Genomic DNA, 17057 nt, shown 5'->3' on the forward strand with positions numbered 1-17057 from the left:
ACAACGCCGTCGGAAATGTCCCCTAGAGCTGGAAGAAGCTACTCGCGGAAACACCGCTTTGGGATGTGACGCCACACGTCCTGCGGCACAGCTTCGCTAGCATTGCCGCCGTTCTTGGGTTTACCGACATAACCATCGCCGCGCTCATCGGACACGCCGAAGGATCGGTCACAAGCAAATATGTCCACACGCTGGATTTGACACTCTTCATTGCCGCAGACGCCGTTTCAAGTTGCGTGACGGCGCTTCTTGAAGGGGTTGAGTTCAGGCGGAACACCCAGACGCTTGACCGGCAAACACAAAGGGGCGCGATTGACGATATACTGATCGAAGCGAGGCCACGGAAGTTGGCCTAGTCTCGCTGATGTCGTCGTCTACGAATGCTCCAGAGCAGCGTACTCGGCCCCAAAGCAGACATCCAACTCGCTATCTCGATACTGCGATTGAAGCCCGCCGTTCCGCCATTCTCCGCGGGCGCAAACGCAATTGATTGCTGAACCCTACCGTGTGGGACTTGGTTGCCGGTCGCCCAATGAGGGCTTCGAAGCAACCGAACGATGTTTCAGCCCACCAAAAACAGTCTCGTAAACTCTTTGGCCCCATTCCGCGAGAACGCAACGACCCGCGTTTTCTGATCGCGCTTGGCCCAGGACAGTTCTTCGAAGCGAGTGAGGAACGCGCGGCCAAGGCTGCCTGCCAGATGTGACCTGCGCTCGCTCCAGTCCAGGCATTCGCGGCAAAGCGGGGCACGCGCCTTGCGGAGCGCATCCAGGTCGATCTCGAAACCGGTCGCGAAGGCCGCGCCCTCGTCCGTCAAAGCAAGGTCTCCGCCATCCAACATGATGTGCCCATTGTCCATCATACTGTCGAACATCTGTGTTCCCATGTCGCCGGCCAGATGGTTGTAGCAGACACGCGCCTTCCGCAGCTCCGCGTCTTTCGGCCCGGTGCGTTTGCGCACATGGCCCGATCCTGCCGCCAGCCCCATCAGGCCCTCCAGGACATGTGCCACCTCGTCACCTGCAAGCGAGAAGTACTTGTGTCGTCCCTGCTTGCGCGGCCGCAGCAGTCCACCCTCGTCGAGCTTGGACAGATGCGAGCTGGCCGTCTGGATCGTCACTCCGGCCTCTTCTGCCAACTCGCTGACTGTCAGCGCCTTTCCACTCATCAGCGCGGTCAGCATGTTGGCGCGAGCAGGATCACCGATCAGCGCGGCGACATGGGCGATGTCTGGACCTTCCTTCATGGTTCGACCTTAGTCGAAGCATCAAGGGGACGCAAACCTCTATGATCCGCGAAAATCACATGAGGACACTGCCATGCTGACCTGCGTTATCCGCTACCATATCGACCCGACAAAAAGGGCCCAGTTCGAGGCATACGCCCGCAACTGGGGCCAGGCGATTCCACGCTGTGGCGCCGACCTGATCGGCTACTACGCGCCGCATGAAGGGTCGTCGACGCTGGCCTACGGAATCTACACTGTCGCGAGCCTTGCCGATTATGAGGCTTACCGTGCGCGGCTGGCAGTGGATCCCCTTGGCCGCGAAAACTATGAATTTGCGCAAAAGGAAAAATTCCTGCTCCGCGAGGACAGGACCTTTCTGAAGCTCGCATCCGCTCCGCATGAGACAAAGAGCATCGCACAATGAGGACAATAGACACTCGCGGTTCAAATGGTCTGAGACTGACACTGCACCACTATACCCCCGATCACGGCCAGCCGACGCATCCGCCAGTTCTCTATATTCACGGCGCAACATTTCCCTGCGCTTTATCCGTGGGGTTCAAGTTCGACGGGCGGTCTTGGGCCGATGACCTTGCAGATGCGGGATATGACGTCTGGGGCCTCGACTTTATCGGGTTTGGATCATCGGATCGGGCAAACGACAGTCAAGATGGATCACTGCCGGGCCGTTTTGACAGCGCTGTCGAACAGATCGAAACGGCAGTTCAGGAAATTCTGAAACACACCACCGCTGAACGCATATCCCTCATCGCACATTCGTGGGGAACACTTCCTGCTGGTGGCTTCGCAGCATCCCACCCCGGCCTGGTTGACCGATTGATCTTGTTCGGCCCGATATCGCGCCGAGACGATCCAGCATCTGTCGCGACAACTTCACCGACGCGAGCGATCACTTTGCAAGATCAGTTTGACCGGTTCACCGCAGATGTCCCGGACGGTGAGGCTGCAGTTCTATCCGATGCGCACTTTCTTGATTGGGGTCAGGTCTATCTGGACAGTGATCCCGACAGCAGAGCGGTATCACCACCAGCAGTGACCGTGCCCTCTGGCCCCGCCGCGGACATTTCAGCGGCATGGAGCGGGCGGTTTCCCTATGACCCCTCCAGGGTGCTGTGCCCTGTTCTGATTGTGAGAGGCGAATGGGACAGCTTGATACCGGATGAAGACGCAGCCTGGCTATATAACGCGTTCACAAATGCCGCCGACAAACAGGATGTAAAGCTGGCGCGCGCGACGCATCTTGCCCATCTGGAAACTGGCCGCGTTCGCCTTTACGCGACTGCACGTGCTTTTCTGAGAACTGAGACCGAAGACACTGCCAGTGCAAACAGCCAAATCGCCGTTATCTTCGAGGTTCGGCCAGCGGACGGCCGCAAAGACGAATATCTCACAATCGCTGCGGAAATGCGCCCCATGTTGGACGACGTGGATGGTTTCATTTCGGTTGAGCGGTTTCAAAGCCTCGCCAACCCGCACAAAATTCTCTCACTGTCTTTTTTCAAGGATGAAGCGGCCATCGCCCGCTGGCGCAATCTCGCGGCTCATCGCGGCGCACAGAACAAGGGGCGCGGTGGGGTCTTCGATGATTACCGCCTGCGCATCGCCAGCGTCGTCCGGGACTACGGCATGTTCGACCGCGTGCAAGCGCCGTCCGACAGCAGAAAAGCGCACAGCAAATGAGTGCGGGCACCCGGAACGCGCCAGCAAGTGGCTGACATCATTGCTCGAACGCAAAGCCGCCCGGGTCGCAACTGTCGCGATGGCCAACAAAACAGCCCGGATCGTCTGGGCAGTACTCACGCGCAATGAGCCCTACAGCCCACACGCTGCAGCCTGAAAGGAACAGACTGACGAGGTAGCAAGACCCGCGAGACGACGGTGCATAAGTCAGCCGCCAAAACCAGGACACTCCGCCGACTGGCGCGGGCATAATAGCCCGCATAGCTGATAGGAACTTGGTTTGCGGAACCCATCAGGGCCAGCGGTCAAAACCGCGCAAACAGTCCGGACGCACGACGGCTTCTGACAAACGCACACATCAGCCCGAAAATGATTTGCTATGCAGGAGCCATCCACACAGGCCGTTCGCTGCAGGCGCGAAAATCTAAAGCTTTTCAACTCGCTGATTGGCAGACAGCTCTGCCACTGTACGACACAACTCCAAGGATTGTTGTCGACAGCGAAAGATGGCCGCGCGGACCGACGTAACGACGAAAATGATGTCACGCAGAGGGCATGACAGAAGGGTGTCCTGATCGCCAAGCTTTGCCGAAACTTATACACCGCGCGAAGAAGCGGCGAATGCAACGACCTTTTTTAGGGAACTCAAAAAACGCAAATAACAACGGGTGATCAGACACCAGCCGCTTTCAAGCCCAGTATGTCACGGTGCAGCTGACTGACTTCAGATAGCCTGGAATTCTTGCTGTCCCTGCTGCAGACCGCCTTTTTGGCGCGTCCGGTGCCTTTTTGCGCATGTATCCCGCCTGCGCTCAACGCGGGAATACAGTTACGATCCGGTTTTCGCTTCTGCAGGAGTCACATCTGTCGAGACCGGTGCCAAGAGATTATGACGAGCAGTATATACGAAAGACACACATGCGCAGACAGCGCGATTAACTCGTTGACACGCCAGCCCACCTTTTCGCCGAAAAACAGCCATCCCTCGAGCATCGGCCTGAGGTAGGTCAGCGGGAACAGGGCGCGCAGTATCATATCGTCCGTGGCGGACAATTCCTGAAGGCTCGTAACGAAACCGGTCAGGATCAGATTGGCAATGAGGTACACCGAAACTGCGATATAAGCCTGCGTTGCACTATTTCCGAGCAAGGCCAGGGCAATACCAATGCTGGCGGCGGCGACACTGGCAAGCAGGCATGCGCCATAGATGGGGACCACCCCGGGGCGCAGATAGAAGCCAAATGCCGGTTGCAGGGCAAGCGCGAGGAATGCCGTGATCGTCAGCGTCAACAGAACCACGAAAAGCAGCTTGGCCCCCACCACCAACGTCCAGCTACTGTTTGGCAGCGTCACCAACAGGGGCATTGTCCGGCTTTCCAATTCGCGCAACATCGAGCGAGCGCCAAGCAAGGACGCCAGAAAGACCACCACAAGCGCCATGAACCTTGGCAGGAATACATGTGTTTCCGCGCCTGGAAGGACCGAGAGATGGCGCATCTTCAGGCGCGAGCCACCTTCCTCGATATACGCGGCGGCCGCAGTCGTCAGCCAGCGGTCATCACCACCCAGCGCCCGGTTGATCCGGACCGCCATCTCGTAATTCAGGCGCCGCTCGCTCAAGGACGACGAGCGCTCGACAAACGTGCGTCCGGCTTCTTGCGATATAAGGAGTCCCATTGATGCATTGTGGCGCGCCATTAGCAGGTTCAGATCTTGGGTATCCGACACAATAATCGCATCGATGCCGTCGATGCGTGATATCTCGTCCAGCTGCCAATCGTACGAAACGAGATAGTCAGCCGGAGACGCCAACACAACGCGAACCGGCTGGTCGGGTTGCAGCAGTGTTGTCGACACATACAGCAGGTACAGCGGTATAAGAAATGCTCCGATCAGCATCCACGGCTGACGGGCTAACTCGTAAAGCTCCTTCCACAATAGGAGCCGGAGCAAAGCAGTCATGATGCGTCCTCTATCCGACCGTTGGCCATGCCAACCTGCCGCCACCCCTTGCCGATACCGTCCCGGTGGTGTTCGGTAATGACAAGAAGCGGGGTGTTCGCTCCGACATCAGACAAGACATCGTACAGATGTGCGCGATTTGCGGGGTCAAGGCCTCCGAATGGTTCGTCCAGAAACAGCATTTCCGGGCGCAGTGACAACATGGCAGCGACGGAGAATATCCGCTGCATTCCGCCGGACAATGTACGCAGCGGCTTATCCAGATCGCGGCTCGAGACATTGCGCAGCAGTGCAACAAAAGGTGACTCGTCGGGGGTCCGGTTGTGGAGCCGCGACAGGATGATGAGGTTCTGATGGATTGAAAGGTCTTCGTAGAGCCCACCGGTCTGCGGCAAGAACAACAGGCAGGATTTGCGGAACGCAGGATCAAGTGTGCGCGTACCCTGCGTCAGCGATGTTGCGCCGGCAAGTATGCGTAGCAAGGTCGACTTGCCACTGGCGTTTGATCCCCAGATCAAAACGGCCTCGCCCTGCCGAAGGTCGAGGGCCTCAATCTCGACCACCTTATTGCCACGATAGGTCTTTTGCGCGCTTTGCAGCGAGATGATCGGCGGTACGTGCTCAGTCATGCGTGAGTTCCGCGTCGATCGAAAGCCCGCTAAAATTTTCCGAGGGCAGCAGAGAGACCCGGACCGAACGGTACTGGTCGAGCACCTCGAACCCACCGGTGGAGAAATAGGATCGGACCTCTTCCACCGGATAGAGCAGGCCAAGGGTAACGAGATGTTCGGGATTTCCCTTGACCCACAATTTGTCGCCGGTCGAACGTCCGGCTTCGGCGGTGCGGATCGCCAGGATAGCCAGAAATCTTTCGAGTGTCCTCGCGTCGGTCGCAAAGGCAACCGAGCCGTCCGCCAGTCGTCCAAAGGCAAGGCGGAAAGAGTTGTTTCGCAGGGCTTCTATGTCCAGTTCATCTTGGCCCTGCCTTGCAAACCGATAGCGAACATCAAGATCCGACACCGGCGGCGGGACAAAACCGATCTCGAAGCGGTCAAGCGTGTCTCGATAGGCGGCGCTTTCGAACTCGTAGGGTGCCGCTTCGGGCTTACGGACGATATCCGTCTCCTTGATTGTGTAGCGTTCGACCAAGTCCGGCCCTTCATCTCCGAGAAGTTCCAAAAATTCATCGCTGACGACAGGAAGCGTCTTCCTGCCCTGATCCTCCCAATAGGCGGCCCGGGCGAGACACAGAACCTGGATATCCCGCGCCTCCTTCATCTGTTCACGTGCCCTGTCAATCAGCCGCTCCAGGCGAGACGGTACCAGCCCATGCTGAACCAGGACGACTTCTGGCACACCGTCGCGCAGATCCAACAGGTAGCCTTCCAGCGGGCCCACCGTGTCCAGCGCCATTATGCCCCGGACAAGCGGCGCGAAATTGCCGAGCGTGTCGTAGATGCTCGGATTTCTTGATGCCTGTCCAAGGGACCAACAATCCGTTGCCGCGGGTCCTTCGCTTCCTATTGAGCGGTCTTCCGTCACCAAGTTCGGGCCATCGTCGGCGTCAGGTGAGACATCTGCACCTTTGCGATCGCTGTCCATGTCATCGCCAGAACCGAACCGATCTTCGATGGGCTCAGGCTCTACGATCGTGATCTCATCGGGTGCAAGAACGGCTCCGCCGTCTTCGAGATCGTCTGCAATTTGAAGCGCATACTTGGTGTAAATGTCGTCCAAAAGGTTCAGATACAGGCCGATTGCCGGGTCATTGAAAAGCGCCGCGAATGGTACATCGTCGGTCAAAGCCGGCGCCGGCGCCGCCGAATTCGCAACGAGGTTTTCAAAAACATCGAAGCCAAAAGTGTCGATAGGCAAAGCCGCTCGAAGCTTAATTCGGTCTGGTCCGGCCGTTATCGAAAATGGCACGGTTCCGACCACGGGCTCTTCGATGCCGCGCAATAACCCCATCAGTGTCGCGTCACCCGCTTCGGCCTCGGTATGAAACTGGTCAATCAGCCCGAGCAAGGCATTGTCACCTAAAAGACGCGTGGCCCTTTCGTCTCGCCTGTCCGCTGCAGTTCGTATACGCTCCGGACGCGTGGCGATCAACATGTAGCCGTCAACGAACCCCGCAAACATGTCCTCGTTCTCGCTTGTCCAGATGGTTACATTTCCGGGCCCGGGCAATCTCGCGTTGTCCCACTGCATCAGTGTCGGGGTACTGACATCATTCACGAAGGGCTGGTCACAGCGCCTACTGTAGTCAATCCGACAGTCACAGGGCCGGCTTGTGCCGTCCTCCAGAACAAGGCGGCACGACAGCTCCATCCGTGCTGGGCCTCGACCGTCCGGCACGAGGAAAAGCGATATCTCTGTCTGATCTTGGGACAGGGTCACATCGTGATCGACGCCAACACTCAGAAGCCGCGGATTGCTTTGAAAGGGCGCGTTCTCTGGGACCTCGCACACCCTCGCGTTTTCCACCCGATCCGCGGTGACAACGATACGCATTACCCCTTCTTCCGCATTCGGCAGGGCAATATTTACCGGAATTGGCTCAACGAACAGCGTGCCCAGAAAATCAAGCGCCAGTGTGTCATCGCGAACCGGCAGGGAAAGCAAGAAATCGGGCCATTCATTCACGAGTGCAAAGGACAAACCGCGGTTCACGTCAAACCCTGCGGAAGAGAGGTCTTCAGGCGTCTGCAAAGCAATACAACGCTGCGAAAGGCCATGGAGCGAGGTGTTCATCTCGGCCCAGAACGACTCGGGCGCCGGATCGCGAAGCCGCGCCGTGTGATTGCCGAGGTTTTGCCAGATCCCGTCAAGCGACGAACTGACGGCCAGTGCCCGGGACTCAACGGGGATAAATCCGACCTGCGGCGGCAACCGGGTGCCCGTCTTGGTGGCCTCCTGAATGCTCAGCAGGAAGATGGTTGCCGCCATTGTCACGGCCACAGGCAACAGAGCGCGATGCCAGGTCGCCAAATTGCGAAAAAACCGATCTTCACTCATTGCCGATCGCTGCCTCGTATGCGGCCACAGCCGTAGAAATCTGCCTGTCCCCGACGGTTTCTGGCAGCAAGAGCTCTTCCAGCGCGACCGCAATCTCCAAGGCGCATTTGGACGTCTTGCAGTCTCCCGCCGCATGTATTGCGGCCCGCGCGCGATCTATTGACTCAGGCCGCAGCTCGTCTTCGGAAGCCCCTTCGAGAAAAAGCTCCATTTGCTCTTGAAGCAACAGGCTCAAATCAGTCCAAATCTGAACCTGCTGTTCGGGCTCGAGCGGTGGCAGGCTCAACTCGTCAACGAGTTTTACGGCCAATCGCACCGCCAGCACCAGCATGAGTTCGTTGCTGTTGCGGACAGTTCCGCGCGCGACAATACTTTTACCCGATTTGACCCGGTCAAATCTCTCCTGCTCAGGTATCCGCTGGTGGACATACGCACGCACGACAAGTTCGCGGGGTCTTCCGGTGACGCTCTGAATCTTGGCACTACCGACAAGTGCAATATCGACCCGCTGGCTCAGCGCATTCAGCTTCTCCTGTTTGCTAAGCCAGTTATCCAGGTTGGCGAGCGAAGTCTGTCCGAATTTTTTGCGAAAATCGTTGTGCTCATCCTGCGCAAGTGACGGGTGGATCTCGATATCCAGATTCGAAAGCGCCGCGGAAATCCGCTCTTTGGCTCCAAGATCGATGGCTGCAAGCAGCCCCGTATCCAGAGCAAGCTGCTGATCTTCCAGTGAAGTCCCGACGAGTTTCGACGGCGCGAAGAAGGCGACTGTCTTTGCGGGGAGAACCGGAGGCGGACGAAAACTGTCAAGCACGGTGATCACACCTGCCCCGGTCAGGTAGACCATAGACGCCGCCGGCAGAACCAACTTCGGCAGCGGAACCTTGGTGTTCCGATTCACTCTGAGGCTTTTGCCCCGAAGACGTTTGTAAAAGAGCGCGGAAATCACGAGGACAGCGCCGGCCGCACAGGCCAGCCAGACCGACGGGACAGCCAGCGCCGCGAAGATCAGCAGGGTTGCCGCAAGAAGGCCGGTCAACGTGCCCTTGAGATAGGTTTTGATCGCGTCGTTCCAGACTGAAACGACCAGCGCGATGCTGCTGGCCGCAATGGTCGTTATGATGAGTTGGCCCGGCGGAGCCGCGCCCCCTGCTCCTTGCAGCGGGCATTCGATGCCAATGAGACAACTTACGGATGATGCAATCGAGTCAAACAAATCAATTCTCTAATAAAAGATGCCGTCACCCATAAGTGAGCCGAATCTATTCAATCTATGATAGCAGAAGTGACACAAGAATGGACTTTTTTGGATTGCACCGCTCGCCTGTCGCCAAGCGACGCGTTGCTTGAGATCCAGGCAAGTCGGCGCAACAATGGGACGGGTCCATGGTCAATCAAATCGACCGGTCGGATCGAAAAGCCGCGTTCCTCCGCGCCGATGCTCATCGAAAAGAGCATTCACCAAAGACGTGCATCCCGGTTGTTTGGCTCACTGCCGATCTTGGGGGTCGACACATCATCAATCAGATCTTGGCGCAGTTCGATGGAAAAAGCGGCCCACGGCAGACATCCAACTCACTCTCTCGATGCTGCGGTTGCAGCCCGCTTTGCCGCCGTTCGCTGCGGGAGCAAACGCCGTTGATGACTGAACTCATGCTGTGCGGACATACCGAGCAGCCTCATTCGCTGATCACATGCCGGCCAACGGCGCTTTTCGCCGATATTCAGAAGTGGAGAACTTCAGGCGACAGAGGGCGCAGCTTTACCAGGGTCCCTGCTGAAGAGCCGTGGATGGCGGTGCCTACCACAGGAAGACAAACCCTCTAGTTTGAGGTCAAAAGCTCGTATCCAGGCGATGCATATGCTTTCACTAAGGTGATAGGCGCTGTCCCGACCCAAGTTGTGCGTTCGATCACGAGCAACGCGCTGCCTTTCTCACTGTCGAGGATGTCAGCGGTCTCCGCAGTGGCGGAAATCGCGTAGAACCTTAGATCGCAGCGTGTATATGGCTTGTTCCTGACCAGCCATTCATTGGCGCTTTCGCGCGCGAGGTCGACCTTGAGGATCTCTGGCACCGTATCTGTGCTGATCCAACGATCTTCGTAAATGTGCGGCTTATGATCGGCCAAATGCACTGCCCGCACACGCATCATATCCGTTGGCTCAGTCTGCTCGAATTTTCCGGCGATTTCTGGTGGAATTCTGGCGAGATCTTGAGTGATCAAATGATAACCATAGACGCTTCCGCGCTTTTCCACCTCGAGCCGCGTGATTGGAATGTCCACAGTGGCGCGCGTGACGGGGTCCATACGCACATGGGTGCCACCCTTGCGTTTGCGCTCAACAAGTCCTGCATCCGAAAGATCGCGCATCGCGCGCTGTACGGTTGAGCGGGCACAGCCCAATTGGTCGGCAATGTCCGCATCACGCGGCAGCTTGTCCCCGGGCGCGTAGGTGCGGTCAAGGATACCGGACTTGATTTGGTCACGGACTTCTTTCCAGGACAGGCGCGCGCTTTGTATCAAATATCTTGCTCCAACTCTGCCAGTGTGGCGGTGAACGTTCTGGTTATCTGTCCACGCGCGATGTGGCGACCCTGTTTGACCACATGGCGTCCCGCGCTCCAGACATCACTGATACAGCGCTGTCCGTTTCCGCCAAAGACAAGCGTGTCGAGCGCCATGTCGCCAGATCGGTTGGCGCCCCACTCGTTATCCAGATCCAGCGCCAGAATGTCGGCCAGTTTTCCCGGCGCCAGGGCGCCGCCATCGCGGCCGCCGGCCCGCGCGCCTCCTGTTGCTGCCGCATCAAAAAGGACGCGTCCGGTTGAGCGATCCTCCGTGGCCAGGGCAGCGCGGCTTTTGTCGCGCAGGCGTTGCGAGTATTCGAGCGATTTCAACTCATCAAACAGAGCGATATTCACATTTGAATCCGACCCGAAGCCGATAGTGCCACCGTGGCCCAGATACTGTGTGCCATTGAAGATGCCGTCGCCCAGATTGGCTTCGGTGATCGGGCACAGGCCCGCGACCGCCCCGGACCTCGCCAGTGCTTCAGTTTCTTGCGGTGTCATCTGCGTGCAATGGATCAGGCACCAGTGAGGGTCGACGTCGTAATGATCCAGCAACCATTCGGTCGGCCGTGCGTTCAATGCAGCCTCAACCTCTTCAACCTCAGCCACCTGTTCAGCCAGATGCATGTGCACTGGCCCATTGCCAACAAGCGAGAGGGCTCGGCCCAGCCCGTCCTTGTCAACGGCGCGCAACGAATGTGGAGCAACACCGATGTTGAAATCCGCTGGCCCCGCCATGGCCGCCTTGGCGGCGCTTTCATACAAGCGCGCGAACTGATCGGGGTCATTTCCGAAACGACGCTGGCCACCAGCCAAAGGGCGTTTGTCCAGCCCGCCATACTGATACAGCACTGGCAGCAGCGTCAGGCCGATGCCAACGTCTTTGGCGGCTGCCACGATCCGTTCCGACAGCTCACTGAGGTTGGCGTAAACTTTGCCGCCCGCGTCATGGTGCAGGTAATGGAATTCGGCGACACTTGAATAGCCTGCCTCCAGCATCTCCAGAAACACCTGAGCGGCAATCGCTTGAATGTGGTCAGGCGTCAGCTGATCCAGAAACCTGTACATCAGCCGCCGCCATGTCCAGAAGCTATCACTTGGGTCCGGCCCGCGCGCCTCTGTCAGCCCAGACATGGCGCGCTGAAACGCATGGCTGTGCAGATTGAGCGGGGCTGGCAAAGCAAGCCCGACCGTTGGGACAGCGCCCTCAGACGCAGGCTGAATATGCGCGATTCGTTCGCCTTCGATGCCGATTTCGACATTCGCTTCCCAGCCGCTTTGCGTGAGCGCCTGTTTGGCGACAATTTTTCGCACAGCAAGAAGTCCTTGACTTGATTAAGTAGGCACATATTAATCAAAAGAGCCTGCTTATTCAAGGTTATTCCATGAGCGAACCGATACTGCTTACCCGCCTAACGGCAGCTACACTCGCTGATACAGCCTCCGGATACGGGCTGCTTGCAAATGCCGGTCTGGCGATTGAGAGCGGTCGCATTTCCTGGATCGGGCCAATGCAAGACTGTCCGGTGGATATTGCGAAACTCCCGACCCATGACTTTGAGGGGCGGCTGGTAACCCCTGCCTTGATCGACTGTCATACCCATCTCGTTCACGGCGGAGATCGCGCGCAGGAATTCGAGATGCGTCTCGAAGGGGCAAGCTATGAGGAGATCGCGCGCGCGGGTGGCGGCATCGTGTCCACCGTTACGGCGACCCGCGAGACGAGCGAAAATGACCTGTTGGCTGCCGCACTGCGGCGCGTTGATGCGCTGATCGCAGAAGGTGTCGCGACCGTCGAGATCAAGTCGGGCTATGGGCTGGATCACGACACTGAATTGAAGATGCTGCGCGTCGCCCGCACCGTTGCAAGGTCCCGGCCGATCCATGTCAGCACCAGTTTCCTAGGTGCCCATGCGGTGCCCGCAGGTGCCAATGCTGACACTTACATTGATGACGTCTGCATTCCGGCCCTGACCGCCGCCCACGCTGAAGGGCTGGTCGATGCAGTGGACGGATTTTGCGAAGGCATCGCCTTTGACGCGGCTCAAATCCGGCGCGTGTTTGAGGCCGCACGGGCGCTTGGCCTGCCGGTGAAACTTCATGCCGAACAGCTCAGCAATATCGGCGGCACAGCCCTTGCGGCGGAATTTGGCGCTCTGTCGGCAGACCACGTGGAATATGCCAGCGATGCGGATGTGCAGGCATTGGCCAGGTCCGGCAGCGTGGCCGTCATCCTGCCCGGAGCTTTTTATGCCATTCGCGAAGAGCAACGGCCGCCGATCGAGGCGTTTCGCAAACATGGCGTGCCGATGGCCGTCGCAACAGACTGGAACCCTGGCTCATCGCCCCTTGGGTCGGTTTTGCTGGCCATGAACATGGCCTGCACGCTGTTTCGCATGACACCCGCCGAAGCCTTGGCCGGAACAACCCGCAACGCCGCACGCGCCCTCGGGTTGTCCGACCGCGGCACGCTCGCCGCGGGGCAACGGGCCGATCTGGCGATCTGGGACGTCAACGCTCCGGCCGAACTGTCCTATGGCATCGGGATCAACCCGCTGCACAAACGCATCTTCGGAGGAGTTGTATGACAATCCTGCTCACGCCTGGTGCGACGGGTCTTGATACACTCGCGCAAATCTGGCGCGGAACCGAGCCTGTGAGCCTTGATGCCAGAGCGCATCCTGCAATTGCGGCCTCGGCTGAGCTTGTCGCGCAAGCGGCGCAGGGCGGGGCTGCGATTTACGGGATCAACACCGGCTTTGGAAAACTCGCCTCCGTGAAAATCCCGCCTGAGGAGACCGCGCAACTGCAGCGCAATCTGGTGTTGTCTCATTGCTGCGGCGTCGGCGAGGCGCTTGAACCTGAGACCACACGGTTGATGATGGCCCTCAAGCTGCTTTCCCTTGGGCGCGGCGCATCCGGCGTGCGTCTTGAGGTCTGCACTTTGCTGGAGGGCATGATTGCCACGGGCATCACGCCCGTCATACCCGTTCAGGGATCGGTTGGCGCATCGGGCGATCTCGCTCCGCTGGCCCATATGGCGGCTGTCATGATTGGCGCTGGTGAAGCTCAGCTTGAGGGTGATGTCATGAATGGCGGCGCCGCTCTGCAAAAAGCGGGGCTGACCCCGATTGCGCTGCAAGCCAAGGAAGGGCTCGCGCTGCTCAACGGGACGCAGTTTTCGACCGCCTGCACCCTTGCGGGCCTGTTCGAAAGCTGGCGCCTGGCCGAGGCCTGCCTTGTGACCTCGGCGCTGACGACCGACGCGATCATGGGCTCGACGGCACCGCTGCGCGCAGAAATCCATAGCTTGCGCGGTCATCGGGGTCAGATCGACGTGGCCGACGCGATGTCCAGGCTCTTGGACGGCAGTGCGATACGCGAAAGCCATCGCGACGGCGATACCCGTGTCCAAGATCCTTATTGTATCCGCTGCCAACCCCAGGTGACCGGTGCTGCGGTCGACTTGATACGCTTTGCCGCCCGCACGTTGGAGGTTGAGGCAAATGCAGTCACCGATAACCCGCTTGTCCTGACGGAGAGCGGCGACATTGTCTCAGGCGGGAATTTCCACGCCGAGCCGGTCGCGTTTGCCGCGGACCAACTTGCTCTGGCGATCTCCGAAATCGGCGCGATCGCACAGCGCCGTGTGGCTTTGATGGTCGATCCGACCCTGTCGTTTGATCTCCCCGCCTTCATGTCGCCAAAACCGGGGCTCAACTCCGGCTTTATGATCGCCGAGGTGACCACGGCGGCGCTCATGTCCGAGAACAAGCACCTCGCGCATCCCTGCAGCATTGATTCCACACCAACGTCGGCCAATCAGGAGGACCATGTCAGCATGGCCGCCCATGGCGCGCGTCGATTGAAGCGGATGAATGAAAACCTCGCTGGTATCCTGGCGGTTGAGGCCATGTGCGCCGTTCAAGGTGTCGAAGAACGTGCGCCGCTCCATACGTCGGAGGCCTTGCAAAAAGCCGCCGAGCGCTTTCGTGCGGAGATCGCGCGCCTCGAAGACGACCGCTACCTGGCCGATGATATCAAGGCCGCCACCCGACTGATCGCCACCGGCATGCTCGCTGCAGCCAGCGGAACGAGCCTGGCGCTGTGATCACCCTTGAAGTGACCCAAGGCAGCAGCCCTCTTGTGCTCGGTCTGCCGCACACCGGAACGGATATCCCCGTTGATTGCCTCGATCGTCTGAATGAAGCGGGGCGGGCCATTGCCGATACGGATTGGCACATTCATACGCTCTATGAGGGGCTGTTGGATGATGTATCTTCGGTGCGTACCCCGATCCATCGCTACGTGATCGACGTCAACCGCGACCCGAGCGGTGCCAGCCTCTACCCGGGGCAGAACACCACGGGTCTTTGCCCTCTGACGGATTTCGACGGGCGGGATATCTATCTCGATGGTCAGGAGCCTGACCACGCTGAAATCGACCGCCGCCGCGAGGCCTATCATGCGCCCTATCACGCCGCGCTTCAGGCCGAGCTGCAGCGGGTGCATGCCATTCATGGCTTTGCCATCCTTTATGACTGCCACTCGATCCGCAGCCATATTCCGTTTCTCTTTGCAGGCACGCTGCCTGATTTCAACATCGGGACCAACCTTGGCAACACCTGCGCGCCCGAGATCGAAACCGCCATCGCCGCACTCTGCGCGCGTGCTGAAGGCTACAGCACGGTCACCAACGGACGCTTCAAGGGCGGCTGGACAACGCGGCACTACGGCCGTCCCTCCAGTGGCTTTCACGCCGTCCAGATGGAACTGGCCCAATCGACCTACATGCTCGAACGCGCCCCCTGGAGCTATGTCGGCGAACGGGCCGACCGGCTGCGTGTGCATCTCGCATCAATCCTGAAATTCCTTTCTGACTGGAGGCCAACATGAGCGATCCGCGCAAGAACGTCCGCGACATCTTTCCCCCAACCGGACCTGAGCTGAATGCCAAAAGCTGGATGACGGAAGCGCCGCTTCGGATGCTGATGAACAACTTGCATCCCGACGTGGCCGAGAACCCGCACGAGCTGGTTGTCTATGGCGGCATCGGGCGCGCGGCGCGCACCTGGCAGGACTTCGATTGCATCGTCGAGAGCCTGAAAGACCTCGAAGAAGATGAGACGCTGGTCGTACAATCGGGCAAGCCCATCGCCATTGTCAAAACGCACAGCGACGCCCCTCGGGTGCTGATTGCCAATTCCAACCTCGTGCCGCATTGGGCCAATTGGGACCACTTTAACGAGCTCGATAAGAAGGGCTTGGCGATGTATGGTCAGATGACGGCTGGCTCATGGATCTACATCGGCTCTCAGGGCATCGTCCAGGGCACCTATGAAACCTTTGCCGAAGCGGGCCGCCAGCATTTCGAGGGCGACCTCACTGGCAAGTGGATCCTGACGGGCGGTCTCGGTGGCATGGGTGGTGCCCAGCCGCTCGCGGCGGTGATGGCCGGTGCGTGCTGTCTGGCGGTCGAATGCAACCCCGACAGTATCGATTTCCGCCTGCGCACGCGCTACGTGGATGAGAAAACCGACAGTCTCGACGAAGCCCTCACCATGATCCAGAAATGGACGGACGCTGGCGAGGCCAAATCCGTCGCCCTTCTGGGGAATGCCGCAGATGTCTTCCCTGAACTTTTCAATCGCGGCGTCCGACCCGACATCGTGACCGACCAGACCTCTGCGCATGACCCTGTCAACGGCTACCTGCCGCAGGGCTGGACAATGGCCCAGTGGCGCGCAAAGCGCGAAAGCGATCCCAAAGCAGTCGAAAAAGCCGCCCGCGCCAGCATGAAGACCCATGTCGCCGCAATGGTCGATTTCTGGAATGCCGGTGTGCCCACGCTGGATTATGGCAATAACATCCGGCAGGTGGCCCTCGACGAAGGGCTTGAAAATGCCTTTGCCTTCCCCGGATTTGTGCCGGCCTACATTCGCCCGCTGTTCTGCCGCGGCATTGGCCCGTTCCGTTGGGCCGCCCTGTCCGGCGACCCCGAGGACATCTACAAGACCGACGCCAAGATGAAGGAACTCTTCCCCGAGAACGCCCACCTTCATAATTGGCTCGATATGGCGCGGGATCGCATCGCCTTTCAGGGCCTGCCCGCACGCATTTGCTGGATCGGACTGGGCGATCGCCACAGGGCAGGCCTTGCCTTCAACGAGATGGTCGCCAGTGGCGAGTTGAAAGCCCCCGTGGTGATCGGCCGCGACCACCTCGACGCTGGCTCCGTCGCATCGCCCAACCGCGAAACCGAGGCGATGAAGGATGGCTCCGACGCAGTCTCCGACTGGCCCTTGCTCAATGCGCTGGTCAATACCGCCTCGGGTGCCACATGGGTGAGCCTGCACCACGGCGGTGGCGTCGGCATGGGCTTTTCCCAGCATTCCGGCGTGGTGATCTGCGCTGACGGCACGCCCGAGGCCGCCAAACGGCTCGAGCGGGTGTTGTGGAACGATCCCGCAAGCGGGGTCTGGCGCCATGCCGATGCAGGCTACCAGGATGCCGTCGACTGCGCCCGCGAAAATGGCCTGAGACTGCCCCGCATCTTAGGAAACTGAAGCACTGAAAACC

At 59.1% G+C, this 17057-nt stretch carries 15 protein-coding genes and 2 pseudogenes; 10 read left to right on the forward strand and 7 right to left on the reverse strand.

Features of this window, described 5'->3' with window-relative positions:
* Positions 1 to 65: 65 nt before the first annotated feature.
* Positions 66 to 356: a tyrosine-type recombinase/integrase gene (locus Q1A71_RS23660; RefSeq protein ID WP_366140235.1), complete on the forward strand. Its 291-nt coding sequence runs from the start codon at positions 66 to 68 to the stop codon at positions 354 to 356.
* A 206-nt stretch (positions 357 to 562) separates the two neighbouring features.
* Here Q1A71_RS23660 and Q1A71_RS11030 read toward each other — a convergent pair whose 3' ends face one another.
* On the reverse strand, positions 563 to 1246 hold the full coding sequence (locus Q1A71_RS11030; protein ID WP_299675451.1) for a winged helix-turn-helix domain-containing protein: 684 nt from the start codon (positions 1244 to 1246) through the stop codon (positions 563 to 565).
* 73 nt (positions 1247 to 1319) lie between these two features.
* Between Q1A71_RS11030 and Q1A71_RS11035 the strand changes: the two genes are divergently transcribed.
* The 4 genes and pseudogenes from Q1A71_RS11035 to Q1A71_RS11050 form a co-directional block, all read left to right on the forward strand.
* Complete coding sequence (locus Q1A71_RS11035; protein WP_299675454.1) at positions 1320 to 1652, forward strand: NIPSNAP family protein; 333 nt, start codon at positions 1320 to 1322, stop codon at positions 1650 to 1652.
* Positions 1649 to 2494 (forward strand): annotated as a pseudogene (locus Q1A71_RS11040) (alpha/beta fold hydrolase); the annotation flags it as partial. The gene Q1A71_RS11035 and the pseudogene Q1A71_RS11040, both read left to right, overlap by 4 nt.
* Positions 2495 to 2584: 90 nt before the next feature.
* Positions 2585 to 2929: an antibiotic biosynthesis monooxygenase gene (locus Q1A71_RS11045; RefSeq protein WP_299675744.1), complete on the forward strand. Its 345-nt coding sequence runs from the start codon at positions 2585 to 2587 to the stop codon at positions 2927 to 2929.
* Positions 2930 to 2969: 40 nt separating this feature from the next.
* Positions 2970 to 3086, forward strand: a pseudogene (locus tag Q1A71_RS11050) (IS110 family transposase); the annotation flags it as partial.
* Between the two features lie 701 nt (positions 3087 to 3787).
* Here the strand turns inward: Q1A71_RS11050 and Q1A71_RS11055 are convergent.
* From Q1A71_RS11055 to Q1A71_RS11065, 3 genes are read right to left on the reverse strand one after another with little or no spacing between them, the layout of a single operon-like run.
* A complete protein-coding gene (locus Q1A71_RS11055; RefSeq protein WP_299675457.1) occupies positions 3788 to 4891 on the reverse strand; it encodes an ABC transporter permease subunit in 1104 nt (367 codons plus the stop codon).
* A complete protein-coding gene (locus Q1A71_RS11060) occupies positions 4888 to 5454 on the reverse strand; it encodes an ATP-binding cassette domain-containing protein (RefSeq protein WP_299675460.1) in 567 nt (188 codons plus the stop codon). The genes Q1A71_RS11055 and Q1A71_RS11060 overlap by 4 nt, the downstream gene beginning before the upstream one ends.
* A 58-nt stretch (positions 5455 to 5512) precedes the next feature.
* Entirely contained in the window at positions 5513 to 6850 is a 1338-nt protein-coding gene (locus Q1A71_RS11065) for a hypothetical protein (protein WP_299675463.1), read from the reverse strand.
* A gap of 441 nt (positions 6851 to 7291) precedes the next feature.
* On the opposite strand from Q1A71_RS11065, the gene Q1A71_RS11070 reads away from it, so the two are divergent.
* A complete protein-coding gene (locus tag Q1A71_RS11070) occupies positions 7292 to 7942 on the forward strand; it encodes a hypothetical protein (protein ID WP_299675466.1) in 651 nt (216 codons plus the stop codon).
* On the opposite strand, the gene Q1A71_RS11075 is transcribed toward Q1A71_RS11070, so the two are convergent.
* The 3 genes from Q1A71_RS11075 to Q1A71_RS11085 all read right to left on the reverse strand — a co-directional run bounded on the left by Q1A71_RS11075 (position 7899) and on the right by Q1A71_RS11085 (position 11792).
* Entirely contained in the window at positions 7899 to 9122 is a 1224-nt protein-coding gene (locus Q1A71_RS11075) for a hypothetical protein (RefSeq protein ID WP_299675469.1), read from the reverse strand. The two genes, Q1A71_RS11070 and Q1A71_RS11075, sit on opposite strands and share 44 nt — an antisense overlap.
* Before the next feature lie 607 nt (positions 9123 to 9729).
* Entirely contained in the window at positions 9730 to 10431 is a 702-nt protein-coding gene (locus tag Q1A71_RS11080) for a GntR family transcriptional regulator (RefSeq protein ID WP_299675472.1), read from the reverse strand.
* Positions 10428 to 11792 (reverse strand): formimidoylglutamate deiminase, encoded by a 1365-nt coding sequence (locus Q1A71_RS11085; RefSeq protein ID WP_299675474.1) that lies wholly within the window; start codon positions 11790 to 11792, stop codon positions 10428 to 10430. The genes Q1A71_RS11080 and Q1A71_RS11085 overlap by 4 nt, the downstream gene beginning before the upstream one ends.
* 71 nt (positions 11793 to 11863) lie before the next feature.
* Here Q1A71_RS11085 and hutI point away from each other — a divergent pair, with 71 nt between their 5' ends.
* From hutI to hutU, 4 genes are read left to right on the forward strand one after another with little or no spacing between them, the layout of a single operon-like run.
* Positions 11864 to 13066 carry an imidazolonepropionase gene (gene hutI, locus Q1A71_RS11090; RefSeq protein ID WP_299675477.1) on the forward strand — a complete coding sequence of 401 codons (1203 nt, stop codon included), beginning with the start codon at positions 11864 to 11866 and terminating at the stop codon, positions 13064 to 13066.
* Positions 13063 to 14589, forward strand: coding sequence for a histidine ammonia-lyase (gene hutH / locus Q1A71_RS11095; RefSeq protein WP_299675480.1), 1527 nt, complete (start codon positions 13063 to 13065; stop codon positions 14587 to 14589). Before hutI ends, hutH begins: the two co-directional genes overlap by 4 nt.
* On the forward strand, positions 14586 to 15374 hold the full coding sequence (gene hutG, locus Q1A71_RS11100; protein ID WP_299675484.1) for an N-formylglutamate deformylase: 789 nt from the start codon (positions 14586 to 14588) through the stop codon (positions 15372 to 15374). The genes hutH and hutG overlap by 4 nt, the downstream gene beginning before the upstream one ends.
* The gene (gene hutU / locus Q1A71_RS11105) at positions 15371 to 17044 is read left to right on the forward strand and encodes a urocanate hydratase (RefSeq protein ID WP_299675486.1); all 1674 of its coding nucleotides are present in this window, start codon (positions 15371 to 15373) and stop codon (positions 17042 to 17044) included. The genes hutG and hutU overlap by 4 nt, the downstream gene beginning before the upstream one ends.
* Positions 17045 to 17057 lie beyond the last annotated feature (13 nt).

The organism is uncultured Roseobacter sp. (genome assembly GCF_947493125.1).
In the GTDB taxonomy this organism is placed as follows: domain Bacteria; phylum Pseudomonadota; class Alphaproteobacteria; order Rhodobacterales; family Rhodobacteraceae; genus Roseobacter.

What these genes read in the sequence shown, in the direction of transcription:
- Q1A71_RS11030 (WP_299675451.1), bottom strand. Translation starts at nt 1,246, where the DNA reads ATGAAGGAAGGTCCAGACATCGCCCATGTCGCCGCGCTGATCGGTGAT.
- Q1A71_RS11035 (WP_299675454.1), top strand. Translation starts at nt 1,320, where the DNA reads ATGCTGACCTGCGTTATCCGCTACCATATCGACCCGACAAAAAGGGCC.
- Q1A71_RS11055 (WP_299675457.1), bottom strand. Translation starts at nt 4,891, where the DNA reads ATGACTGCTTTGCTCCGGCTCCTATTGTGGAAGGAGCTTTACGAGTTA.
- hutI (WP_299675477.1), top strand. Translation starts at nt 11,864, where the DNA reads ATGAGCGAACCGATACTGCTTACCCGCCTAACGGCAGCTACACTCGCT.
- hutH (WP_299675480.1), top strand. Translation starts at nt 13,063, where the DNA reads ATGACAATCCTGCTCACGCCTGGTGCGACGGGTCTTGATACACTCGCG.
- hutU (WP_299675486.1), top strand. Translation starts at nt 15,371, where the DNA reads ATGAGCGATCCGCGCAAGAACGTCCGCGACATCTTTCCCCCAACCGGA.